19 protein-coding genes are annotated in these 25,755 nt (G+C 59.3%); 11 read left to right on the top strand and 8 right to left on the bottom strand.

All coding sequences use genetic code 11. The annotated features are described in order from the left end of the window. The 3 genes from ACVW0B_RS09220 to ureC all read right to left on the bottom strand — a co-directional run. The coding region (locus ACVW0B_RS09220) for an IS607 family transposase (protein ID WP_457491514.1) at positions 1 to 372 on the bottom strand (372 nt) is incomplete at its 3' end. A gap of 67 nt (positions 373 to 439) precedes the next feature. After that, complete coding sequence (locus tag ACVW0B_RS09215) at positions 440 to 1,546, bottom strand: ABC transporter ATP-binding protein (protein WP_457491513.1); 1,107 nt, start codon at positions 1,544 to 1,546, stop codon at positions 440 to 442. 62 nt (positions 1,547 to 1,608) lie between these two features. Further along, a complete protein-coding gene (gene ureC, locus ACVW0B_RS09210; RefSeq protein WP_414357699.1) occupies positions 1,609 to 3,327 on the bottom strand; it encodes an urease subunit alpha in 1,719 nt (572 codons plus the stop codon). Between the two features lie 327 nt (positions 3,328 to 3,654). On the opposite strand from ureC, the gene psaA reads away from it, so the two are divergent. The 4 genes from psaA to ACVW0B_RS09190 all read left to right on the top strand — a co-directional run bounded on the left by psaA (position 3,655) and on the right by ACVW0B_RS09190 (position 10,505). Then, a complete protein-coding gene (gene psaA, locus ACVW0B_RS09205; protein WP_457489910.1) occupies positions 3,655 to 5,922 on the top strand; it encodes a photosystem I core protein PsaA in 2,268 nt (755 codons plus the stop codon). A gap of 21 nt (positions 5,923 to 5,943) precedes the next feature. Next, the gene (gene psaB / locus ACVW0B_RS09200) at positions 5,944 to 8,178 is read left to right on the top strand and encodes a photosystem I core protein PsaB (protein ID WP_414522280.1); all 2,235 of its coding nucleotides are present in this window, start codon (positions 5,944 to 5,946) and stop codon (positions 8,176 to 8,178) included. 107 nt (positions 8,179 to 8,285) lie between these two features. Then, on the top strand, positions 8,286 to 8,867 hold the full coding sequence (locus ACVW0B_RS09195; protein WP_457491512.1) for a Uma2 family endonuclease: 582 nt from the start codon (positions 8,286 to 8,288) through the stop codon (positions 8,865 to 8,867). Between the two features lie 81 nt (positions 8,868 to 8,948). Continuing rightward, positions 8,949 to 10,505, top strand: coding sequence for a phytoene desaturase family protein (locus ACVW0B_RS09190; RefSeq protein ID WP_457491511.1), 1,557 nt, complete (start codon positions 8,949 to 8,951; stop codon positions 10,503 to 10,505). Between the two features lie 59 nt (positions 10,506 to 10,564). On the opposite strand, the gene ACVW0B_RS09185 is transcribed toward ACVW0B_RS09190, so the two are convergent. Then, positions 10,565 to 11,971: a hypothetical protein gene (locus tag ACVW0B_RS09185; protein ID WP_457491510.1), complete on the bottom strand. Its 1,407-nt coding sequence runs from the start codon at positions 11,969 to 11,971 to the stop codon at positions 10,565 to 10,567. A 321-nt stretch (positions 11,972 to 12,292) separates the two neighbouring features. Here ACVW0B_RS09185 and ACVW0B_RS09180 point away from each other — a divergent pair, with 321 nt between their 5' ends. Continuing rightward, a complete protein-coding gene (locus ACVW0B_RS09180) occupies positions 12,293 to 12,934 on the top strand; it encodes a hypothetical protein (RefSeq protein WP_457491509.1) in 642 nt (213 codons plus the stop codon). Between the two features lie 378 nt (positions 12,935 to 13,312). Further along, complete coding sequence (locus ACVW0B_RS09175; RefSeq protein ID WP_457491508.1) at positions 13,313 to 14,056, top strand: DUF7933 domain-containing protein; 744 nt, start codon at positions 13,313 to 13,315, stop codon at positions 14,054 to 14,056. A gap of 78 nt (positions 14,057 to 14,134) precedes the next feature. On the opposite strand, the gene ACVW0B_RS09170 is transcribed toward ACVW0B_RS09175, so the two are convergent. Continuing rightward, positions 14,135 to 15,538 carry a phosphoglucomutase/phosphomannomutase family protein gene (locus tag ACVW0B_RS09170; protein ID WP_457491507.1) on the bottom strand — a complete coding sequence of 468 codons (1,404 nt, stop codon included), beginning with the start codon at positions 15,536 to 15,538 and terminating at the stop codon, positions 14,135 to 14,137. Between the two features lie 205 nt (positions 15,539 to 15,743). Here ACVW0B_RS09170 and ACVW0B_RS09165 point away from each other — a divergent pair, with 205 nt between their 5' ends. Further along, complete coding sequence (locus ACVW0B_RS09165) at positions 15,744 to 18,269, top strand: DNA gyrase/topoisomerase IV subunit A (RefSeq protein ID WP_457491506.1); 2,526 nt, start codon at positions 15,744 to 15,746, stop codon at positions 18,267 to 18,269. Positions 18,270 to 18,291: 22 nt separating this feature from the next. On the opposite strand, the gene ACVW0B_RS09160 is transcribed toward ACVW0B_RS09165, so the two are convergent. After that, positions 18,292 to 18,801, bottom strand: a complete 510-nt coding sequence (locus ACVW0B_RS09160; RefSeq protein ID WP_457491505.1) for a hypothetical protein — start codon at positions 18,799 to 18,801, stop codon at positions 18,292 to 18,294. Positions 18,802 to 19,105: 304 nt separating this feature from the next. Here ACVW0B_RS09160 and ACVW0B_RS09155 point away from each other — a divergent pair, with 304 nt between their 5' ends. From ACVW0B_RS09155 to ACVW0B_RS09145, 3 genes are all read left to right on the top strand, one after another. Further along, on the top strand, positions 19,106 to 19,981 hold the full coding sequence (locus ACVW0B_RS09155; protein WP_457491504.1) for an SDR family NAD(P)-dependent oxidoreductase: 876 nt from the start codon (positions 19,106 to 19,108) through the stop codon (positions 19,979 to 19,981). 136 nt (positions 19,982 to 20,117) lie between these two features. Next, complete coding sequence (gene ftsH, locus ACVW0B_RS09150) at positions 20,118 to 22,040, top strand: ATP-dependent zinc metalloprotease FtsH (protein WP_457395727.1); 1,923 nt, start codon at positions 20,118 to 20,120, stop codon at positions 22,038 to 22,040. A 107-nt stretch (positions 22,041 to 22,147) separates the two neighbouring features. Further along, positions 22,148 to 22,969 carry a class I SAM-dependent methyltransferase gene (locus ACVW0B_RS09145; protein WP_457491503.1) on the top strand — a complete coding sequence of 274 codons (822 nt, stop codon included), beginning with the start codon at positions 22,148 to 22,150 and terminating at the stop codon, positions 22,967 to 22,969. Positions 22,970 to 23,097: 128 nt separating this feature from the next. Here ACVW0B_RS09145 and ACVW0B_RS09140 read toward each other — a convergent pair whose 3' ends face one another. Further along, complete coding sequence (locus ACVW0B_RS09140) at positions 23,098 to 23,781, bottom strand: hypothetical protein (protein ID WP_457491502.1); 684 nt, start codon at positions 23,779 to 23,781, stop codon at positions 23,098 to 23,100. 155 nt (positions 23,782 to 23,936) lie between these two features. Further along, on the bottom strand, positions 23,937 to 25,340 hold the full coding sequence (gene dnaA / locus ACVW0B_RS09135) for a chromosomal replication initiator protein DnaA (RefSeq protein ID WP_457491501.1): 1,404 nt from the start codon (positions 25,338 to 25,340) through the stop codon (positions 23,937 to 23,939). A 226-nt stretch (positions 25,341 to 25,566) separates the two neighbouring features. Here dnaA and rpmH point away from each other — a divergent pair, with 226 nt between their 5' ends. Then, positions 25,567 to 25,707, top strand: a complete 141-nt coding sequence (gene rpmH / locus ACVW0B_RS09130) for a 50S ribosomal protein L34 (RefSeq protein WP_011434477.1) — start codon at positions 25,567 to 25,569, stop codon at positions 25,705 to 25,707. The last annotated feature ends 48 nt before the right edge of the window (positions 25,708 to 25,755 follow it).

Below are 25,755 nucleotides of genomic sequence, written 5' to 3'. Positions count from 1 at the left end.
CCGGTGAGCGACCACAATTGTTCCGATATCTCCTGCACGGACTCGTTCCAATAAGGCAAGGAACTTCGGTCTTTTGAAGTCGAGACCGCCGCCAATCTCTCCGACCACTTCGGCTCCAGGATAGAGGCTAACCAGCCTTGCAATCTGTCTCTCCAAGTCTGGCTTCTGCCCTCGGCTGCTGACTCGGGCGTACAAAACGACTCGTTTGACTTTTCTTGGCGTTTTGATGTAGCTGTCGAGGTCATACCTTCTCGCCCTACCGGATGGTGTGCGTATTGCCTTGATCCAACCTTTCTGTTCCCATCGCCTCAAAGTGTGGAGACATACCCCGAAATAGTCCGCCGCTTCTCTCGGTTTCACATACCTAGCCATACTAAGCAGCCATGCTGAACATACTATACGTTATTTCCAGTATAGTCCAGCATATCATTGACTAGAGTCATACTCTCCCCTCTTCCTTTGGGAAAAGGGCCGGGGGTGAGGGATCCCCGCCAACCCCCACAGGCCACAGAGCCTCTGGCGGCAAATGGATCCACACTGCCTGCCCCGGCGCAAACACTTGGTGGGGAGCCACCCAAGCCTGCAGACTGCCCCAAGGGGCTTGCAAGGTCAGCCGTCGCTGGGTGCCCGCAAAGCGTTCCGCCATCACTTGAGCGGAGAAAACATTGTCGGCCAAGCCGGGCGGATGGGGAAACACCTGCACCTGTTCCGGGCGCACCGTCAGCCGCACCTGACCTTGGAGTGGCGCGGCGCTTTTCAAGAGGATCCCGTTGTTGAGGCGAAGCTGGTGACCCTCCGCCTGCGCATCGAAAAAATTGACCCCGCCAAAAAAGCGGGCAATGCGCTCGGAGCGCGGCTGCTGATAGAACTCCACAGGGGATCCCACCTGGTGTAGCTGCCCCTCAAACATCAGGCCGATGCGTTGGGCCATGGCTGTGGCTTCTGCTTGATCGTGGGTAACCAGCACCGTCGTCACCCCTGTTTCCGCCTGCAGCTCCAGGATGAGAGCCTGCATCTCTTGGCGCAGGTTGGCATCCAGGGCCGATAAAGGTTCATCCAACAGCAGCACCTTGGGCCGAATCACCAAAGCCCGCGCCAGGGCCACCCGCTGCGCTTGTCCGCCAGAGAGCTGGCTGGGCCGACGCTGAGCAAACCCGGCCAATTGTACCCGCTCCAGCATGCGCAAGGCGGCAGCCTCCCGCTCTGTCCGGGGAATGCCCCGCATTTTCAGGCCAAAAGCGACATTCTCCCCCACGCTCAGGTGGGGAAACAGGCGGCTGTGTTGGGACAGCAAAGTCACGCCGCGCTGTTCCGGCGGCAGAGGGTTGAGGGGGATCCCATCCAGCCAGATTTCCCCCGGATAGGGCAAGGGATCCGGTTCCAGCAGGCCGGCGATGAGATTGAGGGTGGTGGACTTGCCGCAGCCCGACGGCCCCAGCAGGGCGAAGATCTCCCCTGCCTCCACGCTCAAAGACAAATCCCTGAGGACAGGGATCCCTCCCTTGTGGAAGCGCTTGCTGAGGTGGCGGAGAACAAGGTGGCCCATGCTTGAGTTACCGGTCAACCTCCCAAGGAGCTCTCAAGCTCTCCCAAATTAGAACACCCAAATTAGAACAGAAAATACCGCTGCGCCATGGGCAGCACCTCTGCCGGCTCGCAGGTGAGCAATTCTCCATCGGCCCGCACTTCATAGGTCTCCGGGTTCACCTCAATGTGGGGAGTGGCGGTATTGAGTTTCAAATCCGCTTTGCCGATCTCGCGGCAATTTTTCACCGCTACGGCCCGGCGCTGGATCCCCAATTTCTCCGGGATCCCCAGGTCTAGGGCAGCCTGGGAGACAAAGAGCAGGCTGGTCTCGGTCAAGGCGCGGCCAAAGCTGCCGAACATGGGGCGAGGGTACACCGGCTGCGGGGTCGGAATGGAAGCATTGGGATCCCCCATTTGGGCGTAGGCGATCAGGCCCCCCTTCAGGACGATTTCCGGCTTAACCCCAAAAAAGGCCGGCTTCCACAGACACAGATCCGCCAGTTTTCCCACCTCCACCGACCCGATGACGTGGCTGAGTCCTTGGGCGATGGCGGGGCAGATGGTGTACTTAGCCACGTAACGCTTGGCCCGGAAGTTGTCGTTGCGGCTGCTGTCTTGCGGCAAAGGCCCCCGCTGCACCTTCATCTTGTGAGCTGTCTGCCAAGTGCGGATGATCACCTCCCCCACCCGGCCCATGGCCTGCGAGTCGGAAGAGATGATGCTGAACACCCCCATGTCATGCAAGATGTCTTCGGCGGCAATGGTTTGGGGGCGAATGCGGCTTTCGGCAAAAGCAATATCCTCCGGCACATTCTTGCTCAGGTGGTGACACACCATCAGCATGTCCAGATGCTCTTCGATGGTGTTGCGGGTAAAGGGGCGGGTGGGATTGGTGGAGCTGGGCAGCACGTTGGGCTCCGAGGCAATGCGGATGATGTCGGGGGCATGCCCACCCCCGGCCCCTTCGGTGTGGAAGGTGTGAATGGTGCGGCCATTGATGGCGGCGATGGTATCTTCCACAAAAGCCGATTCATTTAAAGTATCGGTGTGGATGAGGGTTTGGACGTCGTACTCATCCGAGACTTGCAAACAGCTGTCGATCACCGCCGGCGTGGATCCCCAATCTTCATGGATCTTGAGTCCGCAGGCCCCCGCTTCCACCTGTTCCCGCAAAGCTGCGGGAAAAGCCGCGTTTCCCTTGCCAAAGAAGCCCAAATTGACGGGGAACCCCTCCGCCGCCTGCAACATCTTGCCCAAGTTCCAAGCTCCAGGGGTGCAGGTGGTGGCGTTGCTGCCTGTGGCCGGCCCAGTTCCGCCCCCCAAAAGGGTGGTCACTCCCGAGGCGATGGCAAACTCGCACAGCTGCGGACAGATGAAATGCACATGGGCATCGATCCCGCCCGCTGTCAGGATCAGGTTTTCCCCGGCAATCACCTCGGTGCTGGGGCCAACCACCATGCCCGGCGTCACCCCCGCTTGGATGTTGGGGTTGCCGGCTTTGCCAATGCCGACAATGTAGCCATCGCGAATGCCCACATCCGCCTTGACAATGCCCCACCAGTCCAGGATCAGGGCGTTGGTGATCACCAGATCCAAGGCCCCGTTGGCGCGGGTGGCCGTCGGCGATTGCCCCATGCCATCACGGATGGTTTTGCCGCCCCCAAACTTAATCTCCTCGCCGTAGGTGGTGAAATCCTCCTCCACCTCGATGATCAGTTCGGTATCCGCCAGGCGCACCCGATCCCCTACGGTGGGGCCGTAGTTGCTGACGTATTGGCGACGGGGAATCTCTAGGGTCATAGGGTGGTATCTGCAAAAGGGCTGCCAGGGTTTTACCACACATCCCCACCCAGGGGATCCCTTGCTGTCTATTGTTCAGTTCCAACCCTTCCTGAGAACGGATTGGGTTGGCTGAAAATTCGTTACATATATTTACATCTATGATCGAAAAAACAATTGCCAATCGACTCCAGCCTCGATGGGACAAGGGATCCCTCGTTTAATTATTGTGAAGCAACTGAGGGCTCACAAACCCTGACCTATAATGCCAGGTAAGTCCTGCCCTGGGGGAATCTTCTGCCAAGGGGTAGGGATGCTTCGTTCCTTGTCGCAAGAGAGGAGTTCTTGATGACAACTACGCCAAAGGAGCGAGAGCCGAAGGTCAAGGTGTCGGTTGACGTGGATCCGGTTCCCACCTCATTTGAGAAATGGGCCAAGCCGGGGCACTTCGACCGCAGCCTATCCCGTGGCCCCAAGACCACGACCTGGATCTGGAACCTCCATGCTCTTGCTCATGACTTCGACAGTCACACCAGCGACTTAGAAGACGTCTCTCGTAAGATCTTTTCCGCTCACTTCGGCCACTTGGCGGTGGTTTTCGTCTGGCTGAGCGGCATGTACTACCACGGAGCTCAGTTCTCCAACTATTCCGCTTGGCTGGCGGATCCGATCAACGTCAAGCCCAGCGCCCAAGTGGTCTGGCCCATCTTCGGCCAAGAGATCCTGAATGGGGATGTGGGCGGCGGCTTCGAAGGGATCCGCATTACTTCTGGTCTATTTCACCTCTGGCGAGCTGCCGGCATCACCAATGAGTTTCAACTCCTCTGCACCGCCATCGGTGGCTTGGTGATGGCCGGGCTGTGCCTGTTTGCCGGCTGGTTCCACTACCACAAGCGGGCTCCCAAGCTGGAGTGGTTCCAAAATGTGGAATCGATGCTCAACCACCACCTAGCGGGCCTGCTGGGGCTGGGTTCTTTGGCCTGGGCTGGCCACCAAATCCACGTGGCCATTCCCATCAACAAGATGTTGGATGCGGGCGTGCCGGCGGATCAGGTGCCTTTGCCCCACGAGTTCATCCTCAACCCGGCCCTGATGAAGGAGATGTTCCCCAGCGTGGATTGGGGCATCTTCAGCGGGGTGGTGCCCTTCTTTACCTTGGATTGGGGCAAGTACGCGGAGTTTCTCACCTTCAAGGGTGGCCTGGATCCGCAGAACGGTGCCCTCTGGCTGACCGACCAAGCCCACCACCACTTGGCCATTGCCGTGCTCTTTATCGTGGCCGGGCACATGTACCGCACCAACTGGGGCATCGGCCACTCCATTAAAGAGATCCTGGAAGCCCACAAAGGCCCCTTCACCGGCGAAGGCCACAAGGGCCTGTACGAAGTGCTCACCACCTCTTGGCATGCCCAGCTGGCCATCAACCTGGCCATGGTGGGATCCCTGAGCATCATCGTGGCCCAGCACATGTACGCCATGAACCCCTACCCCTACATGGGCATCGACTACGCCACCCAGATCTCCCTGTTTACCCACCACATGTGGATAGGCGGCTTCTTCGTGGTGGGGGGTGCTGCCCACGGGGCCATTTACATGGTGCGGGACTACGACCCGGCGGTGAACCGCAACAACGTCTTGGATCGCGTACTGCGCCACCGGGATGCCATCATCAGCCACCTCAACTGGGTGTGTCTGTTCTTGGGCTTCCACGCCTTTGGCTTCTACGTCCACAACGACACGATGCAAGCCCTGGGCCGTCCGCAGGACATGTTCTCGGACACCGGCATCCAACTGCAGCCCATCTTTGCCCAGTGGATCCAGTCGCTGCACACTTCGGCCATTGCCAGCACCGCTCCCTATGTGGGCGCCTCGGTTAGCCCCATCTTTGGTGGCGACGTGGTGGCTGTGGGTGGCAAGGTGTCCATGATGCCCATGGTGTTGGGCACGGCGGACTTCATGGTGCACCACATCCACGCCATGACCATCCACATTACGGTGCTGATCCTGCTCAAGGGGGTGTTGTTTGCCCGCTCTTCCCGGTTGATCCCGGACAAAGGCAAATTGGGCTTCCGCTTCCCCTGCGATGGCCCGGGCCGCGGCGGCACCTGCCAGGTCTCCGGCTGGGATCACGTGTTCCTGGGGCTGTTCTGGATGTACAACTGCATTTCCATCGTGATCTTCCACTTCAGTTGGAAGATGCAGAGCGACATCTGGGGCACGGTCAACGCCGATGGCACGATTGAGCACATCACCGGCGGCAACTTTGCGGCCAGCGCCGTCAACATCAACGGCTGGTTGCGGGACTTCCTGTGGGCGCAATCGGTGCAGGTGATCAACTCCTACGGCTCGGCGCTGTCGGCCTATGGGCTGCTCTTCTTGGGCGCTCACTTCGTCTGGGCCTTCAGCTTAATGTTCCTGTTCAGCGGTCGCGGCTATTGGCAGGAGCTCATTGAGTCAATCGTTTGGGCCCACAACAAGCTGAAAGTCGCTCCGGCCATTCAACCCCGCGCCCTGAGCATCATTCAGGGTCGGGCGGTCGGTGTGGCCCACTACCTGCTGGGCGGAATCGTCACCACGTGGGCGTTCTTCCTGGCACGGTTCGGCGCACTCGGCTAAGGCAAGGAGGAAGAGAGAATCATGACAACTGCAACTCGTTTTCCCCAATTCAGCCAAGACCTGGCCAGCGATCCCACCACTCGACGTCTGTGGTATGGCATTGCCACTGCCCACGACTTCGAGACCCACGATGGCATGACGGAGGAGCGGCTTTACCAAAAGCTGTTTGCCACCCACTTTGGCCATCTGGCCATCATCTTCCTGTGGGCCTCTGGCAACGTCTTCCACATCGCCTGGCAGGGCAACTACGAGCAATGGGTGGCCAACCCCACGGGTGTCACCCCCATCGCCCACGCCATCTGGGATCCCCAGTTCGGCAAGGCAGCGGTGGAAGCCTTCACCCAGCCCGGTGGCGGCGGCCCCGTCAATGCGGCCTACTCTGGCCTGTACTACTGGTTCAACACCATTGGCCTGCGCACCAACGGCGATCTCTACGCCGGTGCCATTGGCCTGTTGTTGTTGGCGGCGGTGTTTCTGTTTGCCGGCTGGCTGCACCTGCAGCCCCGCTTCCGGCCTAGCCTGAGCTGGTTCAAGAACGCTGAAGCCCGTCTCAACCACCACCTGGCCGGCTTGTTTGGGGTCAGTTCCCTGGCTTGGACTGGTCACTTGGTGCATGTCGCCATCCCCGAGTCCCGCGGGCAGCACGTGGGTTGGGACAACTTCCTCACCACGCTGCCCCACCCGGCGGGCCTGAAGCCCTTCTTCACCCTCAACTGGGGGGTGTATGCCCAGAACCCGGACACGGCCAACCACGTCTGGGGCACCGCAGAAGGGGCGGGCACGGCCATCCTCACCTTCTTGGGTGGCTTTAACCCCAACACGCAGTCTCTGTGGCTGACGGACATGGCCCACCACCACCTGGCCATCGCGGTGATCTTCATCGTGGCCGGCCACATGTACCGCACCAACTGGGGCATTGGCCACTCTATGCGGGAGATCATGGCGGCTCACAACCCACCCAAGGGCACGCCGTTCGGGGGCTTGTTGGGCCGTGGACATGAGGGCATCTACGACACCTACAACGAGTCTCTACACTTCCAGTTGGGCTGGCACCTGGCCTGCTTGGGAGTGGTGACCTCGCTGGTGGCGCAGCACATGTACTCCCTCAACCCCTACGTGTTCATGTCCATGGATCACACCACGGAGGCGGCTCTCTACACCCATCACCAGTACATTGCTGGGTTCTTGATGGTGGGGGCCTTTGCCCATGGAGCCATTTTCCTGGTGCGGGATTACAATCCCGAAGCCAACAAGGACAACGTGCTGGCTCGGGTGCTGGATCACAAAGAGGCGATCATCTCCCACCTGAGCTGGGTGTCGCTCTTCTTGGGCTTCCACACCTTGGGGCTGTACGTCCATAACGATGTGATGCAGGCCTTCGGCACGCCGGAGAAGCAGATTCTGATCGAGCCGTTGTTTGCCCAGTTCATCCAGGCCTCCCACGGCAAGATGCTCTACGGCATGAACGTGCTGCTGTCGGATCCCAACAGCATCGCCTCTACGGCATGGCCCAACTACGGCAACGTGTGGCTGCCGGGCTGGCTGCAAGCCATCAACGACCCCAATGGGTTCCTCTTCCTGCCCATTGGCCCGGGTGACTTCCTGGTGCACCACGCCATTGCCCTGGGCCTGCACACCACCACCTTGATCTTGGTCAAGGGGGCGTTGGATGCCCGCGGCTCTAAGCTGATGCCGGACAAGAAGGACTTTGGCTACAGCTTCCCCTGCGACGGCCCGGGTCGGGGCGGCACCTGCGACATCTCCGCCTGGGATGCCTTCTACCTGGCCATGTTCTGGATGCTGAACACCATCGGCTGGGTTACCTTCTACTGGCACTGGAAGCAGCTTGGGGTTTGGAGCGGCAACACTGCCCAGTTCAACGAGAACTCCACCTACCTGATGGGCTGGCTGCGGGATTACCTCTGGGCCAACTCCGCCCAGTTGATCAACGGCTACAACCCCTACGGGATGAATAACCTGGCGGTCTGGGCCTGGATGTTCCTGTTCGGCCACCTGGTGTGGGCAACTGGGTTCATGTTCTTGATCTCCTGGCGCGGCTACTGGCAAGAGCTGATCGAGACCTTGGTGTGGGCGCATGAGCGCACTCCCTTGGCCAAGCTGATCCGCTGGAAAGACAAGCCGGTGGCCATGTCGATTGTCCAAGGTCGTCTGGTGGGTCTGGCCCACTTCACGGTGGGTTACGTGTTGACCTACGCGGCCTTTGTTATCGCCTCGACAGCCTCTCAGTCGGGGTAGCAAGCCCATAACCTGCTGAATAGGGATCCCTCGGCTGGTCCAGGGATCCCTTTTTTGTGAGTTGGTAGAGTGGTGATATGAAGTTTAGGGTCTGATGAGTTTGGTCGATGACTCTAGCCGCCCGATTGGATCCCTATATCAGGCGATATACCTTTGAGGAGTTTCATCGACTGATTGAGTCTGGACAGATTGAAGAGCCCAATCAGTTGGAGCTGATTGACGGGCTCCTGGTTCAAAAGATGACGAAAGGGGAGAGGCACGCCGCCTACTGTAGCCGCCTGTACCGACTGTTGGTGGGCCTTGTGCAGGAGCAAGCTATTGTGCGCACCCAGGATCCGGTGCAACTGCCCCCCAATCACGAGCCAGAGCCCGACTTTGCCATTGTGCGCTTTCAGCAGGATGAGTACCGCTCTCGGCATCCTCAGCCCGAAGACATCTATCTCATCATCGAAGTGGCTGATTCTTCCCTTACCTATGATCGGGAAGTCAAACTCGGACTCTACGCCAAAGCCGGGATCCCCAACTACTGGATCTTGAACTTGCAAGAGAACTGCCTAGAGGCTTACAGCTTGCCAACACGGTCGGGAGTTTACCAAAAAAGAGAGGCTTACACCCCCAAGGAGAAAGTTGGGATCCCTGGGATCCGGGCTGGAGAACTGAGTCTGGATCAGGTTTTTTCCATCGGTTAAGGAAGGGATCCCTTGCCGGCAGATCGAATCTTGGCTGGCAGGAGTATTGTGGGTGGGGAAGCATTTGCAAAAGGATTGTCGATGAGCTACGACGCGGTGGTGATTGGGGCCGGCCACAACGGGCTGGTGAGCGCTTGCTATTTGGCCAAAGCCGGGCAAAAAGTGCTAGTGCTGGAGCGCTATCACACCGTTGGTGGGGCTGCCATTACGGAAGAAATTCACCCGGGCTTTCGCGTGTCGGTGGCTTCCTATTCCTGTAGTTTGCTGCGCCCGGAGATCATTCGCGATTTGCGCCTGCCGGACTATGGCTTTGAAGTCTACGCCAAGCAACCTTCCTACTTCATGCCTTTCCCGGATGGGCAGCACCTCTTCCTGTATGCCGATAACCGCGCCAAGAGCAAGGCGGAAATTGCCAAGTTTTCCCGCAAAGATGCGGAAGCCTACGACCGCTGGGAGGAGTTTTGGGATCGGGTGAACGAGGTGGTGGAGCCAACCTTAATGCAGCCGCCGATTTCACTGGGGCAACTGGCGGATCGCTTTGCAGCTGCTGGGTATGAGGACGATTTCCGCCGCATTATGCTCCTCTCGACCACCGATCTTTTGGATGAGTTCTTCGAGTCGGAGCAAGTCAAGGCGGCGATGGCTCCCCAATCTTTGATCGGCACCTCTGCCGGGCCGATGACTCCGGGTACGCCCTATGTTTGGCTAATCCATGCGGTAGGTCGGGCCATTGGCTCGCGTGGGGTCTGGGGCTATGTGCGCGGTGGGATGGGATCCATTACCCAAGCGATGGCCAAGGCAGCTCTGGACTTGGGGGTGGAGATCCGCACGTCTGCTCCAGTGGCGGAGATCTTGATGGAGAGTGGGCAGGCCACTGGAGTCGTCCTCGAATCGGGGGAAACCGTGCGGGCGCGGGCGGTTCTCTCCAATGCTCATCCCCAGATCACCTTTTTGCGACTCTGCTCCTCTTTGCCCCCAGACTTGCGTGACCGGCTAGAACGGCACTACCGCACCTCAGGCCCGGTGTACAAGCTCAACTTGGCCCTGGAGGAACTGCCCCGCTACACGGCGGCCCCTGCTGAAGTGCCCCCAGAAGTGGTCAGTTCCGCCACGGTAGACATTGCTCCCTCGGTGGCCTATCTGGAGCGGGCTTGGGATGACTGCAAGTACGGGATCCCTTCCCGGGATCCGTTTATCGAGATCTACAGCCAATCCCCCACCGACCCGACGATGGCTCCCCCAGGCAAGCACATCCTCTCCTGTTTCTGTCAGTTTGTGCCTTACCAACCCAAAGGGCGAGATTGGAACGATGGCCTGCGGGAAGAATTTGCCGATCGGGTAATCGACAAAATTGCCCAATTTGCCCCCAACATTAAAAACGCCGTGATCGCACGGCAGATGTTGTCGCCCGTGGATCTGGAGGCCCGCTTCGGCCTTGTGGGGGGCAGCATTTTTCACGGGGAAATGACGCCGGATCAAAGCTACAACCTGCGGCCCATCTCCGGCCTGGCCGACTATCGATCCCCCATTCCCGGCCTTTACCTCTGCGGCTCAGGGGCGCACCCAGGAGGCGGAGTGACCGGGATCCCTGGCCACAACTGCGCACAGGTGGTGCTCAGCGATCTACCCAAGCTCTGACCGACGAAAAGGCCAAGCCAGAGCGGATCCCTGCTCTGGGATCAAACGGGTTGCCTGGGTTACAGCCGCACCTCAGTTCCCTCAAAAAACCCACGGATGATTAAGATAGTTCCAGTTGGGTCTGGAGTAAGAGCGTTAGTAGGGAATTGCTGTTCCAAAAACCACTGGCCGGAAATGCGCTCAGCAGAGGTCGTTGAATCGAAGACAAGGTTCAGATTTCCTCTTTGTGTTCCCCCACCAATATCAAGCCGGTTAAACGGCCCCGCTAATTGTGCTCCAGCCAGGGTGCGGAAGACGAAATCCCCCGTTGCAGGCACGATGCCCTGCAAAACAACTGGAGTATCCTCGCCTTCTTCCCTTTCAGTTCGTAATGAGAAAAAGTAATCAAAGACTGTTGGGGCACCCGGACGATCAGGAACCGGCAATTCCGGCAATTGCGGTATCGGTGTGGGGAAAGGTCGTGGCGGCGGGCTGACCTGCACAAAGTTGAGGACTGTGCTGACGTTGGCTGGATCAAACTCCGCCTGTACGCGGCCGTTCAACAGGCGCCGGATACGCACCAACTGATTGGGCAAGATGTTGGGCCGAGTCGGATCTGGAGCAAACAGCACTGACTGCGTACCCACCTGGGCGGGACGATAGACAATCTCCGCCTGGTTGGGCCGGAAGTTTAGGCGGGCAAAGAGAGCCAAGGCGTCCTCGGGAGTGCCATCGCCTGCAACACCCCGCTGCCGCACCACAAAGCTGGCGGAGAAACTACCTGTCTGGAGAATGGCAGATACTCCTTCTGTTGGGTTCACGAAGCTTCCTGCTGGCGGGTTGCCACCTGGGCCAGGATCTTCATAGAGTACCCCCGTGGTGCGGACAATGAGAGAAGAATCTCCCTCTAGGACAACTTGGTTGCCATTCCTATTCACCAAGATTCGGCGCACGGTGAGAGTCAAGACAGTACCTTCCCTGGCGGCTCTAAAGGTTGTGTTCACTCGAATGCGCTGATCATTGGGGTTTGTCGAAATTGCAACCAGCCCGGCGATACTAAATTGCGTAGATAGTCTGCCGTCGTTGGGGCCGAAGGCAATAAGATTCACCAGCGGTGTGGTTCGCCCAATTTGGACGGCCAGGGTGCTGGAGCGAAGGGTGGAGTCAATCGTCAAGTCACTGGCTGGGATCTCGTTCACAGGCAAGATGCGGGCTTCAACATTGGCGATGCGAGCTTCACCGCTGCCTTGGAGGGGGTTGGTGCGCACAGGGATCCCGTTGTCAAACCTCGGATTGACATAGTCCAAGCGGAGGCTGGTGGTCTCCAGCACCGAGCCGGGGGTAAAGCGATACTCTTGGGCCGAGACAAAGGCAGCCGGATCCACCTGGACAGGCCCAGGCAAGGTCGGAGACTCATTAACTTCTCCGCAGCCGCCTAGCAGCAAGACTCCACACAAAACCGCCAAGGAGCGACCTTTGAAGTTCATACGGCACTTCCTCACACACCTTAAATCTGGGCAAATCCACACAAAATGGGGAGAAGGCACCCAACCCCTAACGCTACAGGTAAGCTGGCCGCCCCTGCTCGAGGCTATGATACCCCATATCTAGGGGATGGGCCATTTCCAGAACAATTTCTTGCATTTGCTCTGCCGCTCGCTTGACAACGCTCTAGGATGCAGTAGAACTAACAGCAGGCATCCCCCTTGAAATTGTGCAGATGCATAAGACTTGAGCAAGCTCGGTGGATCCCCGCTGGACGCTGCCTAAGACATTTGCTGTGGTGTGAGTGAGTGGAGATTTTTTCGATGAGACGACGTTTTGGCTCAGCCCTTGGCCGTGGCGGCCTCTCTCTTTGGGCAACCTGTGCTTCGGTTGCGCTGATTACCGGCTGCAGTAGCGAGACCACCAGCGGGGTGCCGCCTCTACTGGCTTCTAGCGGTGCCACGCCTCCTCCTGTGGCCGTTGCCCCCACGATTGCCCCCAATCTCACGCCCATCACCTTTCGCCCAGGGCCGGACTTTGCCCCCATCACCCCGCCGCCGGTTCAACCCGACCTTCCGGATCCGCCTAGTCTGTTGTCAACTGGGGGGTTTAATCTTTCATCAGTGAAATCCGCTTTCGTAACCATCACTCTGAAAGGCTTGCTTGCTCCAGGAGTGATCAGGAGCGTAGAGGTTCAGTTTTTTAACATCAGTCGCGGCACAGATATTACCAGCATCTTTTTGCCGACGGCAATTGAGCAGTTTAGAAATACGCTGATAGGCAGAGGCAATAGCTACGACGACCGAATCAACGGGATCACGCTTACCAACGACTTCACCTTCCCGGCGGATCTAGCCGCCTACAACACCAACGTTGCTGCGGGAGAAACGGTTTTGGTAATCGTGGTCATTCGAGATTCATTTGGTCAAGCTCTGAGGCTGGAAGCGAGCAACCAAGCCACCTAAGCTGGAGCTGAGTAAGGCTGTTTGGGTTTGTGCCACGAGAGAGTTGAATGGCAGGAGGATGAGGGAATGAAAACGGGAAAAGTAGCTGGGGTTTTGGCTTGCTTGTGCTTGGGCTTGCTAACAGCTTGTCAACAAACTAAAGAGGGGAATCCAATCAGCTCGCTGCCAGGGCCAATCATCCCTGTGCAAAACCCGAATACAGAACCTGGAGGAACGGGGGTAGGGCTGCCATCCACTCCTCCGATTGGATCTGTTCCCCCAGGTCAACCCAGCCCTCTTGTGCCCCCTCCTGTGTCGGCGCCGACGATCCCGCCCCTGCCCAGCCCGAACCCCTCTCCCAGCATCGTTGGCCTGCCTCCAGGCCCCTTGGCTGCTCCAATGTTCACTAAGAGCTTTAATCCTGCTTCAGCAGTGGGTGCCCCTGTAACTGTAACGGTTGTCTTCACGATTGTTAATAACTCAGGGATTCAACTAACCGGCCTCAACTTTGCAGACAGCCTGCCTGCAGGGTTAGTTGTTGACACTCCGCCTAACATCACCAATACCTGTGACGGCACACCTGATGCGCCTCCAGGCGGAGCCTCAATTGCCCTGAGCGATGGAAAACTGGCTGCCAATGCAACTTGTGCAGTGACTGTTCAGGTTGTTGCTTCGGCTCCGGGTACCTATACAAATCCGCCAGTAACTCTCACCAGCGCTCAAGCTCCCCCTGCGCAAAGTGGGACTGTAACTCTCGTGGTGGGTGCAACTTCTCCGGTTTTCACTAAAGCATTTCCAGGTACACCTTTTATGACTGGTACTTCTGTACCTTTGACCTTTATCATCAACAACAACACGGCTACCCCTCTGACCGGCCTTGCCTTTACAGACAACTTACCTGCTATGCTCGTTATTGCTAGTCCTCCCTTTTCGACCAATACTTGCGGTGGTGTACTTAACGTGGCTGTGGGTGGAACGTCTATTACTTTCTCGAATGGAACTCTGCCTGCTGGCACTATGTGCATGATTTTAGTGAACGTTACTTCTAGCACAGCAGGTACGTACATCAATCCTCCTACCACACTCACCAGCAACGAGGCAGCCCCAGTGATAGCGCCGCCTGTGAGTGTGACCTTCTTCTAGCCCGCGGCTGTGGGTTTGAGGAGAATCCAAAAACACAGGGTTAGGATGCGGCCACCACGCAAGGGATCTGCATCAACCTCAATCAACCTGGCTGTTCAAGCCGGCTGCCCAATCCAGGAGGGCGTTCACTGCTTCTAGGTCTTTCGCTTCTGAGTACAACCTCAGCAGAGGCTCGGTGCCGCTGCCGCGAATCATCACCCAACTGCCGTCGGCGAGGGTGAATTTGTGGCCGTCGCGATCAAAATGTTTGATCACCTGCTGCCCCAAAATCTCAGCCGGGGGATCCATCTGTAGCCGTTTGAATAACTCAGTTTGTTGATTTTGATCGGTGAGGTGGAGATCGCGGCGCAGGTAAACAGAGGTGAACCCTTCCCGTTCCTGCAAAGCCCGGTAGATGGTGCTGAGATCTTGGCCGGTTTCCGTAACCGCTTCGATGAGATACAGGGCCGAAAGCAGGGCATCCCGCTCGGGAATGTGGCCCAAGTAGCCGATGCCGCCCGATTCTTCTCCGCCCAACAGCACCTGGGTGCTCATCATGCGCTCGGCGATGTACTTAAAGCCCACCGGCATTTCCGTAACCGGTAGGCCATAGTGCTGTGCAACTTTAACAAACAGCTCGGAGCCGCTGATGGTTTTGACAATCTCGCCCCGCAAGCCGCGTCGCCCGGCCAGGTGGTCGATCAAGATGGGGATCAGGATCTGCGGGCTGAGGAAATGGCCTTGCCCATCGAGAGCCGCAATGCGGTCGGCATCCCCATCAAAGACCAAACCCATTTTCAAGGGGGCGGGATCCGCCGCGATGATCTGAGCAGAAGCCTGCAGGTTTTGGGGCAAGGGCTCGGGGGGAAATCCCCCAAACAAGGGATCCCGATGCGCCTGCAACTCAATGACCTTCTCCCCCAAGAGGCGCTTGAGGCCGCCAGCGCCAGAGCCAAACATGACATCCACCCAAATCTTGGCCGGGGATCCCTTGAGCTTTTCCAGATCCACAAAGCGGCTGAGCTGAGCCAGGTAGCCGGGCCAGGGATCCCAGGCGTGAATGGGGGCCTTGTGGGATCCAAGAGGCTGGAGGCTTTGCTGCTCCTGCTCGATGGCGGCGGTAACTTCCGGCGGCACGGATCCACCGAATCCCCCCTTGACCTTGAGGCCGGAATAGTGGGGGGGGTTGTGGCTGGCGGTGATCACCAAAGCGCCGTGGCAGCCCCGCTCCTTGGCACCCCAGCTAAAGGCCGGCGTTGGGGCCACACAGGTGGAGAGGTAAACTGGGATCCCCAGGCGGGCCACCACCTCAGCAACGTGGGCGGCAAAGCGTTCCGAGAGAAAGCGGTTGTCGTAGCCGACCAGGATCCCTTCGCCGGGGTAGGTGCGGGCCAACACTTGGGCGCTGGCCTGGGCTGCAAGAGTCAAGTTCTCAAATGTGAAGCCATCGGCGATCACGGCTCGCCAGCCGTCGGTGCCAAAGCGGATCTGGGTATCGGCCATAGTAGTGTTGCGGTGGGTGCTGCCGCTTCAAGTCATAGCACGAGGTAGGCGTTTCGGTGTTCGGTCTGCTCTCAACTCCTATCGAGATGGGATCCCTCTCGCGGGGCCCGCAGAAGCGGCTAGATTGACATACCCCCCTGCCCTCAAGGGCAGGGCTTTACGGCGTTTTTTCGGTAACCTGGAAAGCGTTCCGCTCCTTTGTGCCATGACTCAACAACTGACTCTCGACGGACTGGGATTTGGCTCGGGTGGGGGATCCCGTCTGGGTCGGGTGATTGTAACCGATTTGCAGGGGGAGATGCAGCGCTCCTACCTGGAATACGCCATGAGCGTGATCGTGGGGCGGGCCTTGCCGGATGTGCGGGATGGCCTCAAGCCGGTACACCGCCGCATCCTCTACGCCATGCACGAGCTGGGCCTGACGCCGGATCGCCCCTACCGCAAATGCGCACGGGTGGTGGGGGATGTGCTGGGGAAATATCACCCCCACGGGGATCAGGCAGTTTATGACGCGCTGGTGCGCATGGCACAAGACTTTTCCAGCCGCTATCCCCTGGTGGCGGGACACGGCAACTTCGGCTCTGTGGATGATGACCCACCGGCGGCCATGCGCTACACGGAGTGTCGGCTGGCGGAGCTGAGCCACACGGCGCTTCTGGAGCAGGTATCGGAAGAGATCGTCGATTTCATGCCCAATTTCGACGGATCCCAGGCGGAGCCCACCGTTCTTCCGGCCCGCTTGCCCATTTTGCTGCTCAACGGCTCTGCCGGCATTGCTGTGGGCATGGCCACCAATATCCCACCCCACAACCTGGGGGAAGTGGTGGATGGCCTGTTGGCTTTGATCGACCATCCCGACCTCAGCCCTGAGGAACTGTTGCGGTGGATCCCAGGGCCGGATTTTCCCACCGGCGGCCAAATCTTAGACACCCAAGGGATCCGCGAAGCCTACCTCACCGGGCGCGGTTCCATCACCCTGCGGGGGGTAGCCCGATTTGAGGAGATCCAGCCGGGCAAAGGACGCCACCGGCGGCCTGCTCTGGTCATCAGCGAGTTTCCCTATCAGGTGAACAAAGCCGCCTGGATCGAAAAAGTGGCCGAGCTGGCCAACCAAGACCGCATCAGCGGCATCGCCGATCTGCGCGATGAGTCGGATCGCAGCGGCATTCGCGTGGTGGTGGAGCTGAAGCGAGAGGCCAACCCACAGGCGGTTTTGCAGCAGTTGTATAAGCTCACCCCTTTGCAAAGCAACTTTGGAGCCATCCTGCTGGCTTTGGTGAACGGGGAACCGCGGCAGCTTAGCCTCAAGGACATCCTGCAACACTTCTTGCAATTTCGCGAGGCCACCCTCAACCGGATGTTCCGTGCCGAGTTGCAGCAGGTGCAGCGCAAGGCGGAAGAGGTGGCAGGAATGTTGCTGGCGTTGGCGGATCTGGAGGGGGTGATCGAGCTGCTGCGGCAAGCGCCCGATGGCACCACGGCCAAAGCCCAATTGCAAACTCGCCTGGGCTGTACCCCCCAGCAGGCAGAGACGATTTTGGCCATGCCTCTGCGTCGCCTGACGGGATTGGAGCGGGAACGGCTGCACCAGGAACACGCCCAGTTGCAGACCCGCATCGAAGAACTGCAGGGGCTACTCAGCGACCGCCGCAAGCTCTTGAACTACCTGAAAAAAGAGCTGCGCCACTTGAAGAAAACCTTCGGGGATCCCCGGCGCACCCAGATCCTCTCGGCCTCGGAGCTGGAAGCGGAAGTGGCCCAAATCCCCAGCGGCGAAGAGACGGAAGAGACCCACTTCTTGCTGCAATTCACCCGCAAGGGCTATGTGCGCCGCCTGCCTCTGCCTGGCCGTCGCTCCCGCAGCAACCCCGCGCAACGGGAACTGGGGGAAGATGTGCTGGTCGGCCTGGAATGCGTCACGCTGGAGCAGGAAATCTTGGTGCTCACCGCCGGCGGCAAAGCTTTCACCCTGCCCATCGCAGGGATCCCCCTCAGCACTGGCTCTTCACGGGGGGTACCCCTGCTCACCCTTCTCCCCAACCCCGAGCCGATGGTTGCCACCTTCACGTTGGCTCCGGATCCGGGCAAGACAAGTTTGGTGGTGCTCAGCCGGCAGGGGCGGATCAAGCGGCTGGCCCTGGCAGAGTTGATGGGCCTTACCCAACGGGGATCCACCGTCCTAAAGCTAAAAGAGGGAGATGAGCTGGGCTGGGCAGCCCTTTGGGATCCCGGCCACCAAGGCTACAGCGTCGTCCTGGCTACTTCAGGGGGACGGGTGCTGCGGCTGGCTGCCGAAGGGATCCCTTTGATGGGTCGAGCGGCTATGGGATCGCCGGCCCTGCGTTTGGGGCGCGCCGAACAGATTGCAGGTATGGCGCTGGTGCCCTCCCAAGGGATCCTGGTTCTGGCCAGCCGGTCGGGCTATCTGAAGCGCTTGTCTCTGGAGGAGATCCCCATCTTGGAGCGGAGTCCGGTGGGCGCGCCGGCCTTTCACTTCTCCGACCGAGGGGATGTGCTGGTGGGCTTGGTGGGTCTCCCCCCCGAGCTGGAGAGGCCTTCCCATCTGCAACTGGATGTGCTCACGGAGTCTGAACAGGTGTACTCCTTCTCTCCTGCCGAGATCCCGCTGCAAAGCCGCTCCGGGGGCGGATCCCTCCTGGTCAAAGGGGAGCGGGTCAGGGAGTTGCGCCTGTTCTGGCCGCAGTGGCTGCCGGAAGGCGATGTGGGATAGCTCTTGGGGGAGCAGAAGATCCCTAGGACGAAGAGCCTTCCCCAGGCGAGGCCGAATCGGTCGGCGGGGAGCTGGGATCCGTCTCCGGCACTTCGGGATGGCGAACGGGCTTGGGTAGGGTGCCACCTGACCTGATAACCAAACAGCGCACGGTTTGGTGCAGCTCCTCCAGCAAAATGCTGATGGCAGAGCGGAAGTCTCGGTGGTCATCTCGCATTTGCTCCAGCATGGCGCGGATGACTTCCTGACAATCCTTCAGGATGTGCTGCTGCTGGGCAACAATCTGCACCAGTTCGCTTTGTTCCTTGAGCAGCTCCCGCAGACAAGAGCGCAGCTCTTCCACATGGCTCTGCCAAAGGGCCTGTCCTTCCCGCAGCTCCATCACGCTGGTGCGCAAATCGGCGGTCGAGTCTCTCAGGGCTTCGCTGTGGCGGCGCTCGGCTTCCAGTTGCTTTTGCTGCTCCTGCTGCTGTTGGCGCAACTCAGAATTGGCCCGCAAGTTGGCTTCCGCTGCCCTGAGCAATTGAGCCAATCGAACCTCAGTAACAACCCAACGCTCTTCCGGGGAGAGAGATCGACCTCGGCCAACTCGCCTGCAGAAGTACTTCACAGTCGCTGCACCCTATACACAACTCTCTACTTTAAATCAAAGCACCATAGGACTTCAGCCCAAGCAGAGACCTGTCTATCGGGCTTTGTCCCGGCTGTTTTCTGGGTTTACCCAATGTAGCCATGATAGCGGATGCCGAATCCAGAAGTTCGGAAGACGGAGCTGCCCCTCTCCAGGGATCCCGGTCGTTCTTCTAGGATGGTGGAGAGTTTGGATAAAAGAAACCATGCCTTCACTTGCAAATCAGGTGGTGCTGATTACCGGCGCCTCTGCTGGAATTGGGGAAGCCGTCGCTCTGGAGGCGGCCAAACGCGGGGCTCGCTTGGTGCTGGCGGCCCGCCGGGAAGGGCTGCTGCGAAACGTCAAAGACTTGGTGGAGAGTCGGGGAGCGGAGGCGCTGGTGGTGCCCACCGACATGGCCGATACGGCCCAGGTGGAGGCGCTGGCCCAAAAGGCTCTGGATCACTTTGGCCGGGTGGATATCCTGGTGAACAACGCCGGCTATGGCCAGATGGGGCCGGTGGAAGAGGTGGATGTGGCGGCCATGCGGCGCCAGTTTGAGGTGAATGTATTTGGCTTGCACGCCCTCACCCGTGCCCTCTTGCCCCAAATGCGGGAACGGGGCAGTGGCCGCATCCTCAACCTCAGCTCGGTGGCCGGCCAGCTGTCCATGCCTTTCAGCGGCGTTTACAGCGCCACCAAGTTTGCTGTCGAAGCCCTCAGCGACGCCCTGCGGGTGGAGGTGGCCCCCTTCGGCATCAAGGTTATCTTGATCGAGCCGGGGCCGGTAGCCACCGAGTTTGGCCGCGTGGCGGAAGAAACCTTTGCTGCCGTTGTCAACCCCAACGGCCCCTACAAGGCGATCTTGGACAAGACCGCCGATCTGGCCAGCTCGTTTAACAAAATGGCCTGGCCGGTGGAGAAGGTGGTGGAGCCGATCCTGAGGGCGATGACCGATCCTCACCCTTCCGACCGCTACACCGCTTTCACGGGGGGTAAGGTGGCGTTGGGGCTGATGCGGCTCATGCCCGCTGCTCTGGCTGACTCCATGTGGCGGCGCGTCTATGGGCTGGATGGTCTGGGATCCCCCGGCTCGGCCTAACTGCAGGCTTGTGGCGGGCATCGGATGGGGCAGGGATCCCTCAGGAGCTCATCCTTGCGGGGGTAGGGTTGTGCCTTCCAGGAGGGACAGGTTAAGTTTGTTAAAGGACTTTTAATAACCGAGCGTTCTCTTCCCTATGAACAAGCCTCTATCTCCCCAGCGCTGGCTGATCGCCCTCCTGCTGGGCTTTTGTCTCTGGCAGGGATCCGGCCTGGTGCTGCAGCCTGCACCCGCCCATGCAGCTTTGGCCTCGGCCCTCACCTACGATCGCTTTTTGCGCTACGTCGAGGAGGGGCGGGTTACGGATGTGCGCCTCACGGACAACAATCTGGTAGCTGAAGTTACGGCTGTGGATCCCCAGACCCAGCATTCCACCCGCTACCGAGTGAACCTGCTGCCCAACACCGTACCGCAACTGGTGGACCGCCTCACCGAGCAGGGGATCGAAGTGGCAGTGGTACCCACCCGCAATGGCAGCGCCTTTTGGGCGCTTCTGGGCAACCTGGTGATCCCGCTGTTGCTGTTGGGAGGGTTGTTCTTTTTCCTGCGGCGTGCCGGTGCTGGAGCGGGCGGCCCTGGGCAGGCAATGAACTTCGGCAAATCGCGGGCCCGCTTTCAGATGGAAGCCAAAACCGGCGTTAAGTTCGACGATGTGGCCGGGATTGAAGAAGCCAAAGAAGAATTGCAAGAGGTGGTTACCTTCTTGAAGAAGCCGGAGCGCTTCACCGCTGTTGGGGCCAAGATCCCCAAAGGCGTGTTGTTGGTGGGGCCGCCGGGGACGGGCAAAACCCTTCTGGCCAAGGCCATTGCCGGCGAGGCAGGAGTGCCCTTTTTCAGCCTTTCCGGCTCTGAGTTTGTGGAAATGTTTGTCGGGGTGGGTGCCTCTCGCGTACGGGATCTCTTCAAGAAGGCCAAGGAGAATGCGCCCTGCATCGTCTTCATCGACGAGATTGACGCGGTGGGCCGGCAGCGGGGGGCTGGCATCGGCGGGGGCAACGACGAACGCGAGCAAACCCTGAACCAGTTGCTCACCGAGATGGACGGCTTTGAGGGCAACACCGGTATTATCGTGATTGCCGCCACCAACCGCCCTGATGTGTTGGATGCGGCTCTCTTGCGTCCGGGCCGCTTCGACCGCCAGATTACGGTGGATCGGCCTAGCTTTAAGGGGCGCTACGAGATCTTGCGGGTGCATGCCCGCAACAAGAAGCTGGCGGAAGAGGTCAGCCTAGAGGCGATTGCCCGCCGTACCCCTGGCTTTGCCGGTGCGGATCTGGCCAACCTGCTCAATGAAGCGGCCATTTTGGCGGCCCGCCGTCAGCGCATGGCCATCACCAACCAAGACATTGAGGACGCCATTGACCGCATCACCATTGGCCTGACCAAGCCGCCGCTTCTGGACGGCAAGAGCAAGCGCCTGATCGCCTACCACGAGTGTGGCCATGCCCTGTTGATGACACTTTTGCCCCACGCGGATCCCTTGAACAAGGTGACCATCATCCCCCGTTCCGGCGGCGCAGGTGGCTTTGCCCAGCAACTGCCCAACGAGGAGCAGATCGACTCCGGCATGTACAGCCGCGCTTGGCTGCTGGATCGGGTGGTGGTGGGCTTTGGCGGTCGGGCGGCCGAAGAGATCGTCTTCGGCTACTCGGAAGTGACCACCGGAGCCAGCAACGACCTGCAGCAGAACACGAATCTGGTGCGGCAGATGGTGACCCGCTTTGGCATGTCTGAGCTGGGGCCCTTGATGCTGGATCCCCCCAACAACGAGGTATTCTTGGGCGGCGGCTGGATGAACCGCGTCGAGTACTCGGAGGATGTGGCCGCCAAGATCGACCGCCAGGTGCGGCAGATCCTGGAGAGCTGTTACCAGAAAGCCAAGCAGATTTTGCTGGAGCACCGCCCTCTGCTGGATCGATTGGCCGATACCTTGGTGGAACGGGAAACCCTGGATGGCGACGAATTCCGGGCGATTGTCTCAGAGTATGTGCCCATCCCGGAGAAGGTCGGCCTACCCAGTCCATTCCCGGAAGCGGGACGGAGTCCAAAGCTGGTCTAAGGGATCCCATCTCCATTGCCAGATAGACAACTGGGGGGGTTGTTGGGGCTGGATCCCGGCAGCTGCCCCCTTTTCCTCGCGAGTTTTGGGTTGCGTTGGGCTGTCGCATGCGCTCTTCTCTCTCTGCTTTGCCGGTTCACCTTTATCGCTGCCTGAGCTGCGGTCGGGAAGGGTTGACCCAATCACCAGGGCGGGAGCAGGGATCCGTGGCAGATCGGGTTTATTGTCCCAGTTGTGGCCAAATTTACCCCATCACCGCTTCTGGGGCTGTGGATTTTATCGGCAGCTCATCGGACCTGCATCTCACGCCGGCCCAAGCCATTGCCCATCTGCCTGGGTTTGCCTGGGGCTACGATCGCCTCTGGCGGCCCTGGGCCCTGTCGCTGCTGACGGGAGAGAGCTTTGGGAGCGAGCGGGAGAGTCAACTGCTGGCCGAGTTGGTGGGGGAGGGGGATCCCATCTTGGATTTGGGCACTGCCGGGGGGTACTGGAGCCGCTTGCTCCTGGCCAAGGATCCACAACGGACGGTGATCGGCCTGGACAATGCAGCAGGGGTATTGGCGGAAGCCGCTCAACAAGCGCAGCCCCACTGGCAGCACTACAGCCTGATGCGGGCTCGGGCTGAACAGCTTCCCCTCGCCTCTGGAACTTTTGGGGCGGTGATCAGCGGGGCCACCTTGAACGAATTGCCTTTGGATCCCTGTTTGCGGGAAATTGCCCGCGTCTTGAAACCGGGAGGGGCCTTTGTCTCGATGCACAGCCAGCAGGTACGGGGATGGGGGCAGATGGTGCAGCAATGGCTGGAAGCCACCGGCCTTCATTTTTTCTCGGAAACCCAGTTGCGCGAGCACCTTCAACAGGTGGGGCTGCAGTTGGAGCGTTATCTCAGCTTGGGTTGGGTGGCCTTTGTGCGGGCGGTGCGCCTCTGATCTGGGCTGGGTTGAGGTGGCCATTCATTGAGTCCAGAGCGGAGCCATCACCCAAATCCAAGTCGCGTCGATCCCCAGCCCTCCTCTTCCACCGGGAGAGGGCCTGGGAGTGAGGGCGAGAGCGCAGGCTAGGGGATCCACTCCAGCCCAACGCCAAAGCTAAACTCCCGATCCAGGGTCGAGTTGCGCAGGCTATAGCGAGCAGAAAGACGAAAGGAAGGGCTAATGGCGTAGGCAGCAGTGAGCTCCGCCAGGGTGGCCTGTCCTTCTTCCGGCTCCTGGGGGGCAACCCAACTGTAGCTACCGGTCAAATCTGCAGCTCCGGGAGCCAAGGCCAAAACAGCAAAAGCCCCATAGCTAACTCCGCTGAGGCTGCGGTTTTTTTGTTCCAAAGCCCGATACCCCAGTTGTGGCGCCAGATTAAAAGGGGATCCCAGGGGGGCCAGAAAGTAACGCATTTCCGACCCGTACTGGCGCACTTCGGGATGTTCGGAAGATTGGCGATAGTCACCACTGAGGGTGAGGCGATCTCCCAGGCGCAAATCCTGCAGGCTGATTCGCCAGTGAGAAGAGGACTCGAAACCGGCCTGCAAGCGGGTGGGCAAGACGGGCGTGTTGCGGATTTCTTCCAGGAGATTGGGCGGGTTTTGCAGCCAGCGGCGCAACACGGGGCTGTCTTCCAAAAGTTGGCTATCCAAGCCCAAATCCAAAGCGGCTGAGAGGGTGGCCGGCACCGGATCTGGAATAGGGGCTTGCTGGGAATTGGCCCAAACCGGCCGCTCAGGCACCAGTCCAGCCCAGAGGAGCAGCATACCCAGGCGAAGCCCTTTGCCAGACTGTCTCACCACCTGCAACCACATTCATTGCGTCCCTACTGTAGCCGCTTTCCGAGGGATTCTCCACGCAGACGGGCAGAGCCAAAGGGCGGCAACAACACCTCAAAGACGGCCCAGCGACAACAGAAAGCCTAGCTGCTCCGGCTGTTGGCAACCACCCGCAAGCGCTCGACCAATTTTTGCAGTTGCCGTTCAAATTGCAGACTTTGCCGCTGTAGCTGACTGACTTTCTCACAGCTATAGAGGACGGTGGTGTGATCTTTTCCCCCAAAGTAGTCGCCAATTTTGGGCAAGCTGAGGTTGGTGTAGTGGCGCATCAAAAACATGGCAATTTGCCGTGCTTGGCTGATGTCGCGCTTGCGGGAGGATCCCAGTAAACTTTCTCGGTCGATGCCGAATTCTTCACAGACCACATCGGTAATCATGTCGGCGGTGATCTCTTTCGGCTCGCTGGGGGGATTGAGGATGGGCTGAATCGTCTCCACGCTCATCGGCAAGCCAGAAATGGAAACATAGGCGACGGCGCGGATCAGGGCGCCTTCCAGCTCGCGGATGTTGCTGGTGTAGGTGGTGGCAATGTACTCGATCACCTCTGCGGGCAAGTTCATTCCCTCGTACTCGGCTTTCTTCTTGAGAATGGCCATGCGGGTTTCGATATCCGGCGATTGAATTTCCGCAATCAAACCCATGGAGAAACGAGAACAAAGCCGCTCCTGCAGACGCGGGATCAGATGAGGAGAGCGGTCGGCGGCCAGTACGATCTGTTTGCCGGACTCGTGCAGCGTATTAAAGGTGTGAAAAAACTCCTCTTGGGTGTACTCTTTGCCTTCGATAAATTGAACGTCATCCACCAATAAAATATCCACATCCCGATAGTGCTCCCGGAAAGACTGCATGCTGTCTCGCCGGATGGCATCGATTAAATCGTTGGTAAACCGTTCGGTGGACACGTAGAAGACCTTGGCGCGTGAATTGGCCTCCAGTTGGTAGTGGCCAATGGCCTGCATCAGGTGGGTTTTGCCCAGCCCTACCCCGCCGCAGAGAAACAGGGGGTTGTAGGCGCGCCCAGGCTTGTCGGCCACAGCCAGAGCTGCAGCGTGAGCCATGCGGTTGTTGGGGCCAACCACAAACCGCGAGAAGGAATACTTGGGGTTGAGATCCGGCGCCCGCATGGGCAGGCTGCCGCCGACTTCCAGTCCTAGGGTGGTGGAGGCAGGTAAGCTGCCGGCTCTGCCCGATGTTGGGGAAATCGCCCTTGAAGGGGGTTCTGCCTCGACAGAAGCGTGGGGGGAAACGGAAAACTCCACCTGCAAAGGGATCCCGGCCACCCGCTGCACCACCTCGGTGATGGTGGAAGCGTAGTGCTTTTGCAGCCAGCCCCGTGCCCATTCGCTGGGGGTACAGATGGTGAGGCGGTTGTCCACCAACGATTCAGCCCGCGCCGTTTTGATCCAAGCCTCAAAGGTTGGGCGGCTGAGCTGCACCTGCAGATGACACAGGGCTTCATCCCAGAGCTGATCCAGGGAAATATCCACACCACACACTCAGAGCGACACAGCAGAAGCCCAGAGGAAACAGCGGCGGCTTCCTCGACAGGAGCTTCGGGATTCCCAATTTAACTGCTCGGCGCGGGGTGGCCAATCTAGCAATTTTCCATTGAGTCTGCTAAGATTAACCACCTGTGATCAGTTGCCAGCAGGCTGAATGGCAGTCTGGTCAGCTCTGGCAGATGATCTTGGCTTCATTGGTTGGCTTCTCACCATGACTCAGCGTACCCTTCGTGGCACCAATCGCAGACGCATTCGCGTCTCTGGGTTTCGGGCCAGAATGCGAACGGCAACCGGGCGGCAGGTCTTGCGGCGACGGCGGGCCAAGGGGCGTTATCGCCTGGCGGTTTCCTAAGCCCTTTGGTCAGAGATTTGATTTGTCTTGGTTTTTTGGAGCGTTGCA

The organism is Thermostichus sp. MS-CIW-23, from assembly GCF_054059455.1.
Note: the sequence above shows the minus strand (reverse complement) of the source record. Positions and strands in the feature narration are given on the sequence as shown.

Coding starts and splice junctions, on each gene's coding strand:
- ACVW0B_RS09215 (WP_457491513.1), bottom strand. CDS start 1,546: ATGGGCCACCTTGTTCTCCGCCACCTCAGCAAGCGCTTCCACAAGGGA.
- ureC (WP_414357699.1), bottom strand. CDS start 3,327: ATGACCCTAGAGATTCCCCGTCGCCAATACGTCAGCAACTACGGCCCC.
- psaA (WP_457489910.1), top strand. CDS start 3,655: ATGACAACTACGCCAAAGGAGCGAGAGCCGAAGGTCAAGGTGTCGGTT.
- psaB (WP_414522280.1), top strand. CDS start 5,944: ATGACAACTGCAACTCGTTTTCCCCAATTCAGCCAAGACCTGGCCAGC.
- ACVW0B_RS09195 (WP_457491512.1), top strand. CDS start 8,286: ATGACTCTAGCCGCCCGATTGGATCCCTATATCAGGCGATATACCTTT.
- ACVW0B_RS09190 (WP_457491511.1), top strand. CDS start 8,949: ATGAGCTACGACGCGGTGGTGATTGGGGCCGGCCACAACGGGCTGGTG.
- ACVW0B_RS09185 (WP_457491510.1), bottom strand. CDS start 11,971: ATGAACTTCAAAGGTCGCTCCTTGGCGGTTTTGTGTGGAGTCTTGCTG.
- ACVW0B_RS09180 (WP_457491509.1), top strand. CDS start 12,293: ATGAGACGACGTTTTGGCTCAGCCCTTGGCCGTGGCGGCCTCTCTCTT.
- ACVW0B_RS09175 (WP_457491508.1), top strand. CDS start 13,313: ATGTTCACTAAGAGCTTTAATCCTGCTTCAGCAGTGGGTGCCCCTGTA.
- ACVW0B_RS09170 (WP_457491507.1), bottom strand. CDS start 15,538: ATGGCCGATACCCAGATCCGCTTTGGCACCGACGGCTGGCGAGCCGTG.
- ACVW0B_RS09165 (WP_457491506.1), top strand. CDS start 15,744: ATGACTCAACAACTGACTCTCGACGGACTGGGATTTGGCTCGGGTGGG.
- ACVW0B_RS09155 (WP_457491504.1), top strand. CDS start 19,106: ATGCCTTCACTTGCAAATCAGGTGGTGCTGATTACCGGCGCCTCTGCT.
- ftsH (WP_457395727.1), top strand. CDS start 20,118: ATGAACAAGCCTCTATCTCCCCAGCGCTGGCTGATCGCCCTCCTGCTG.
- ACVW0B_RS09145 (WP_457491503.1), top strand. CDS start 22,148: ATGCGCTCTTCTCTCTCTGCTTTGCCGGTTCACCTTTATCGCTGCCTG.
- ACVW0B_RS09140 (WP_457491502.1), bottom strand. CDS start 23,781: ATGCTGCTCCTCTGGGCTGGACTGGTGCCTGAGCGGCCGGTTTGGGCC.
- rpmH (WP_011434477.1), top strand. CDS start 25,567: ATGACTCAGCGTACCCTTCGTGGCACCAATCGCAGACGCATTCGCGTC.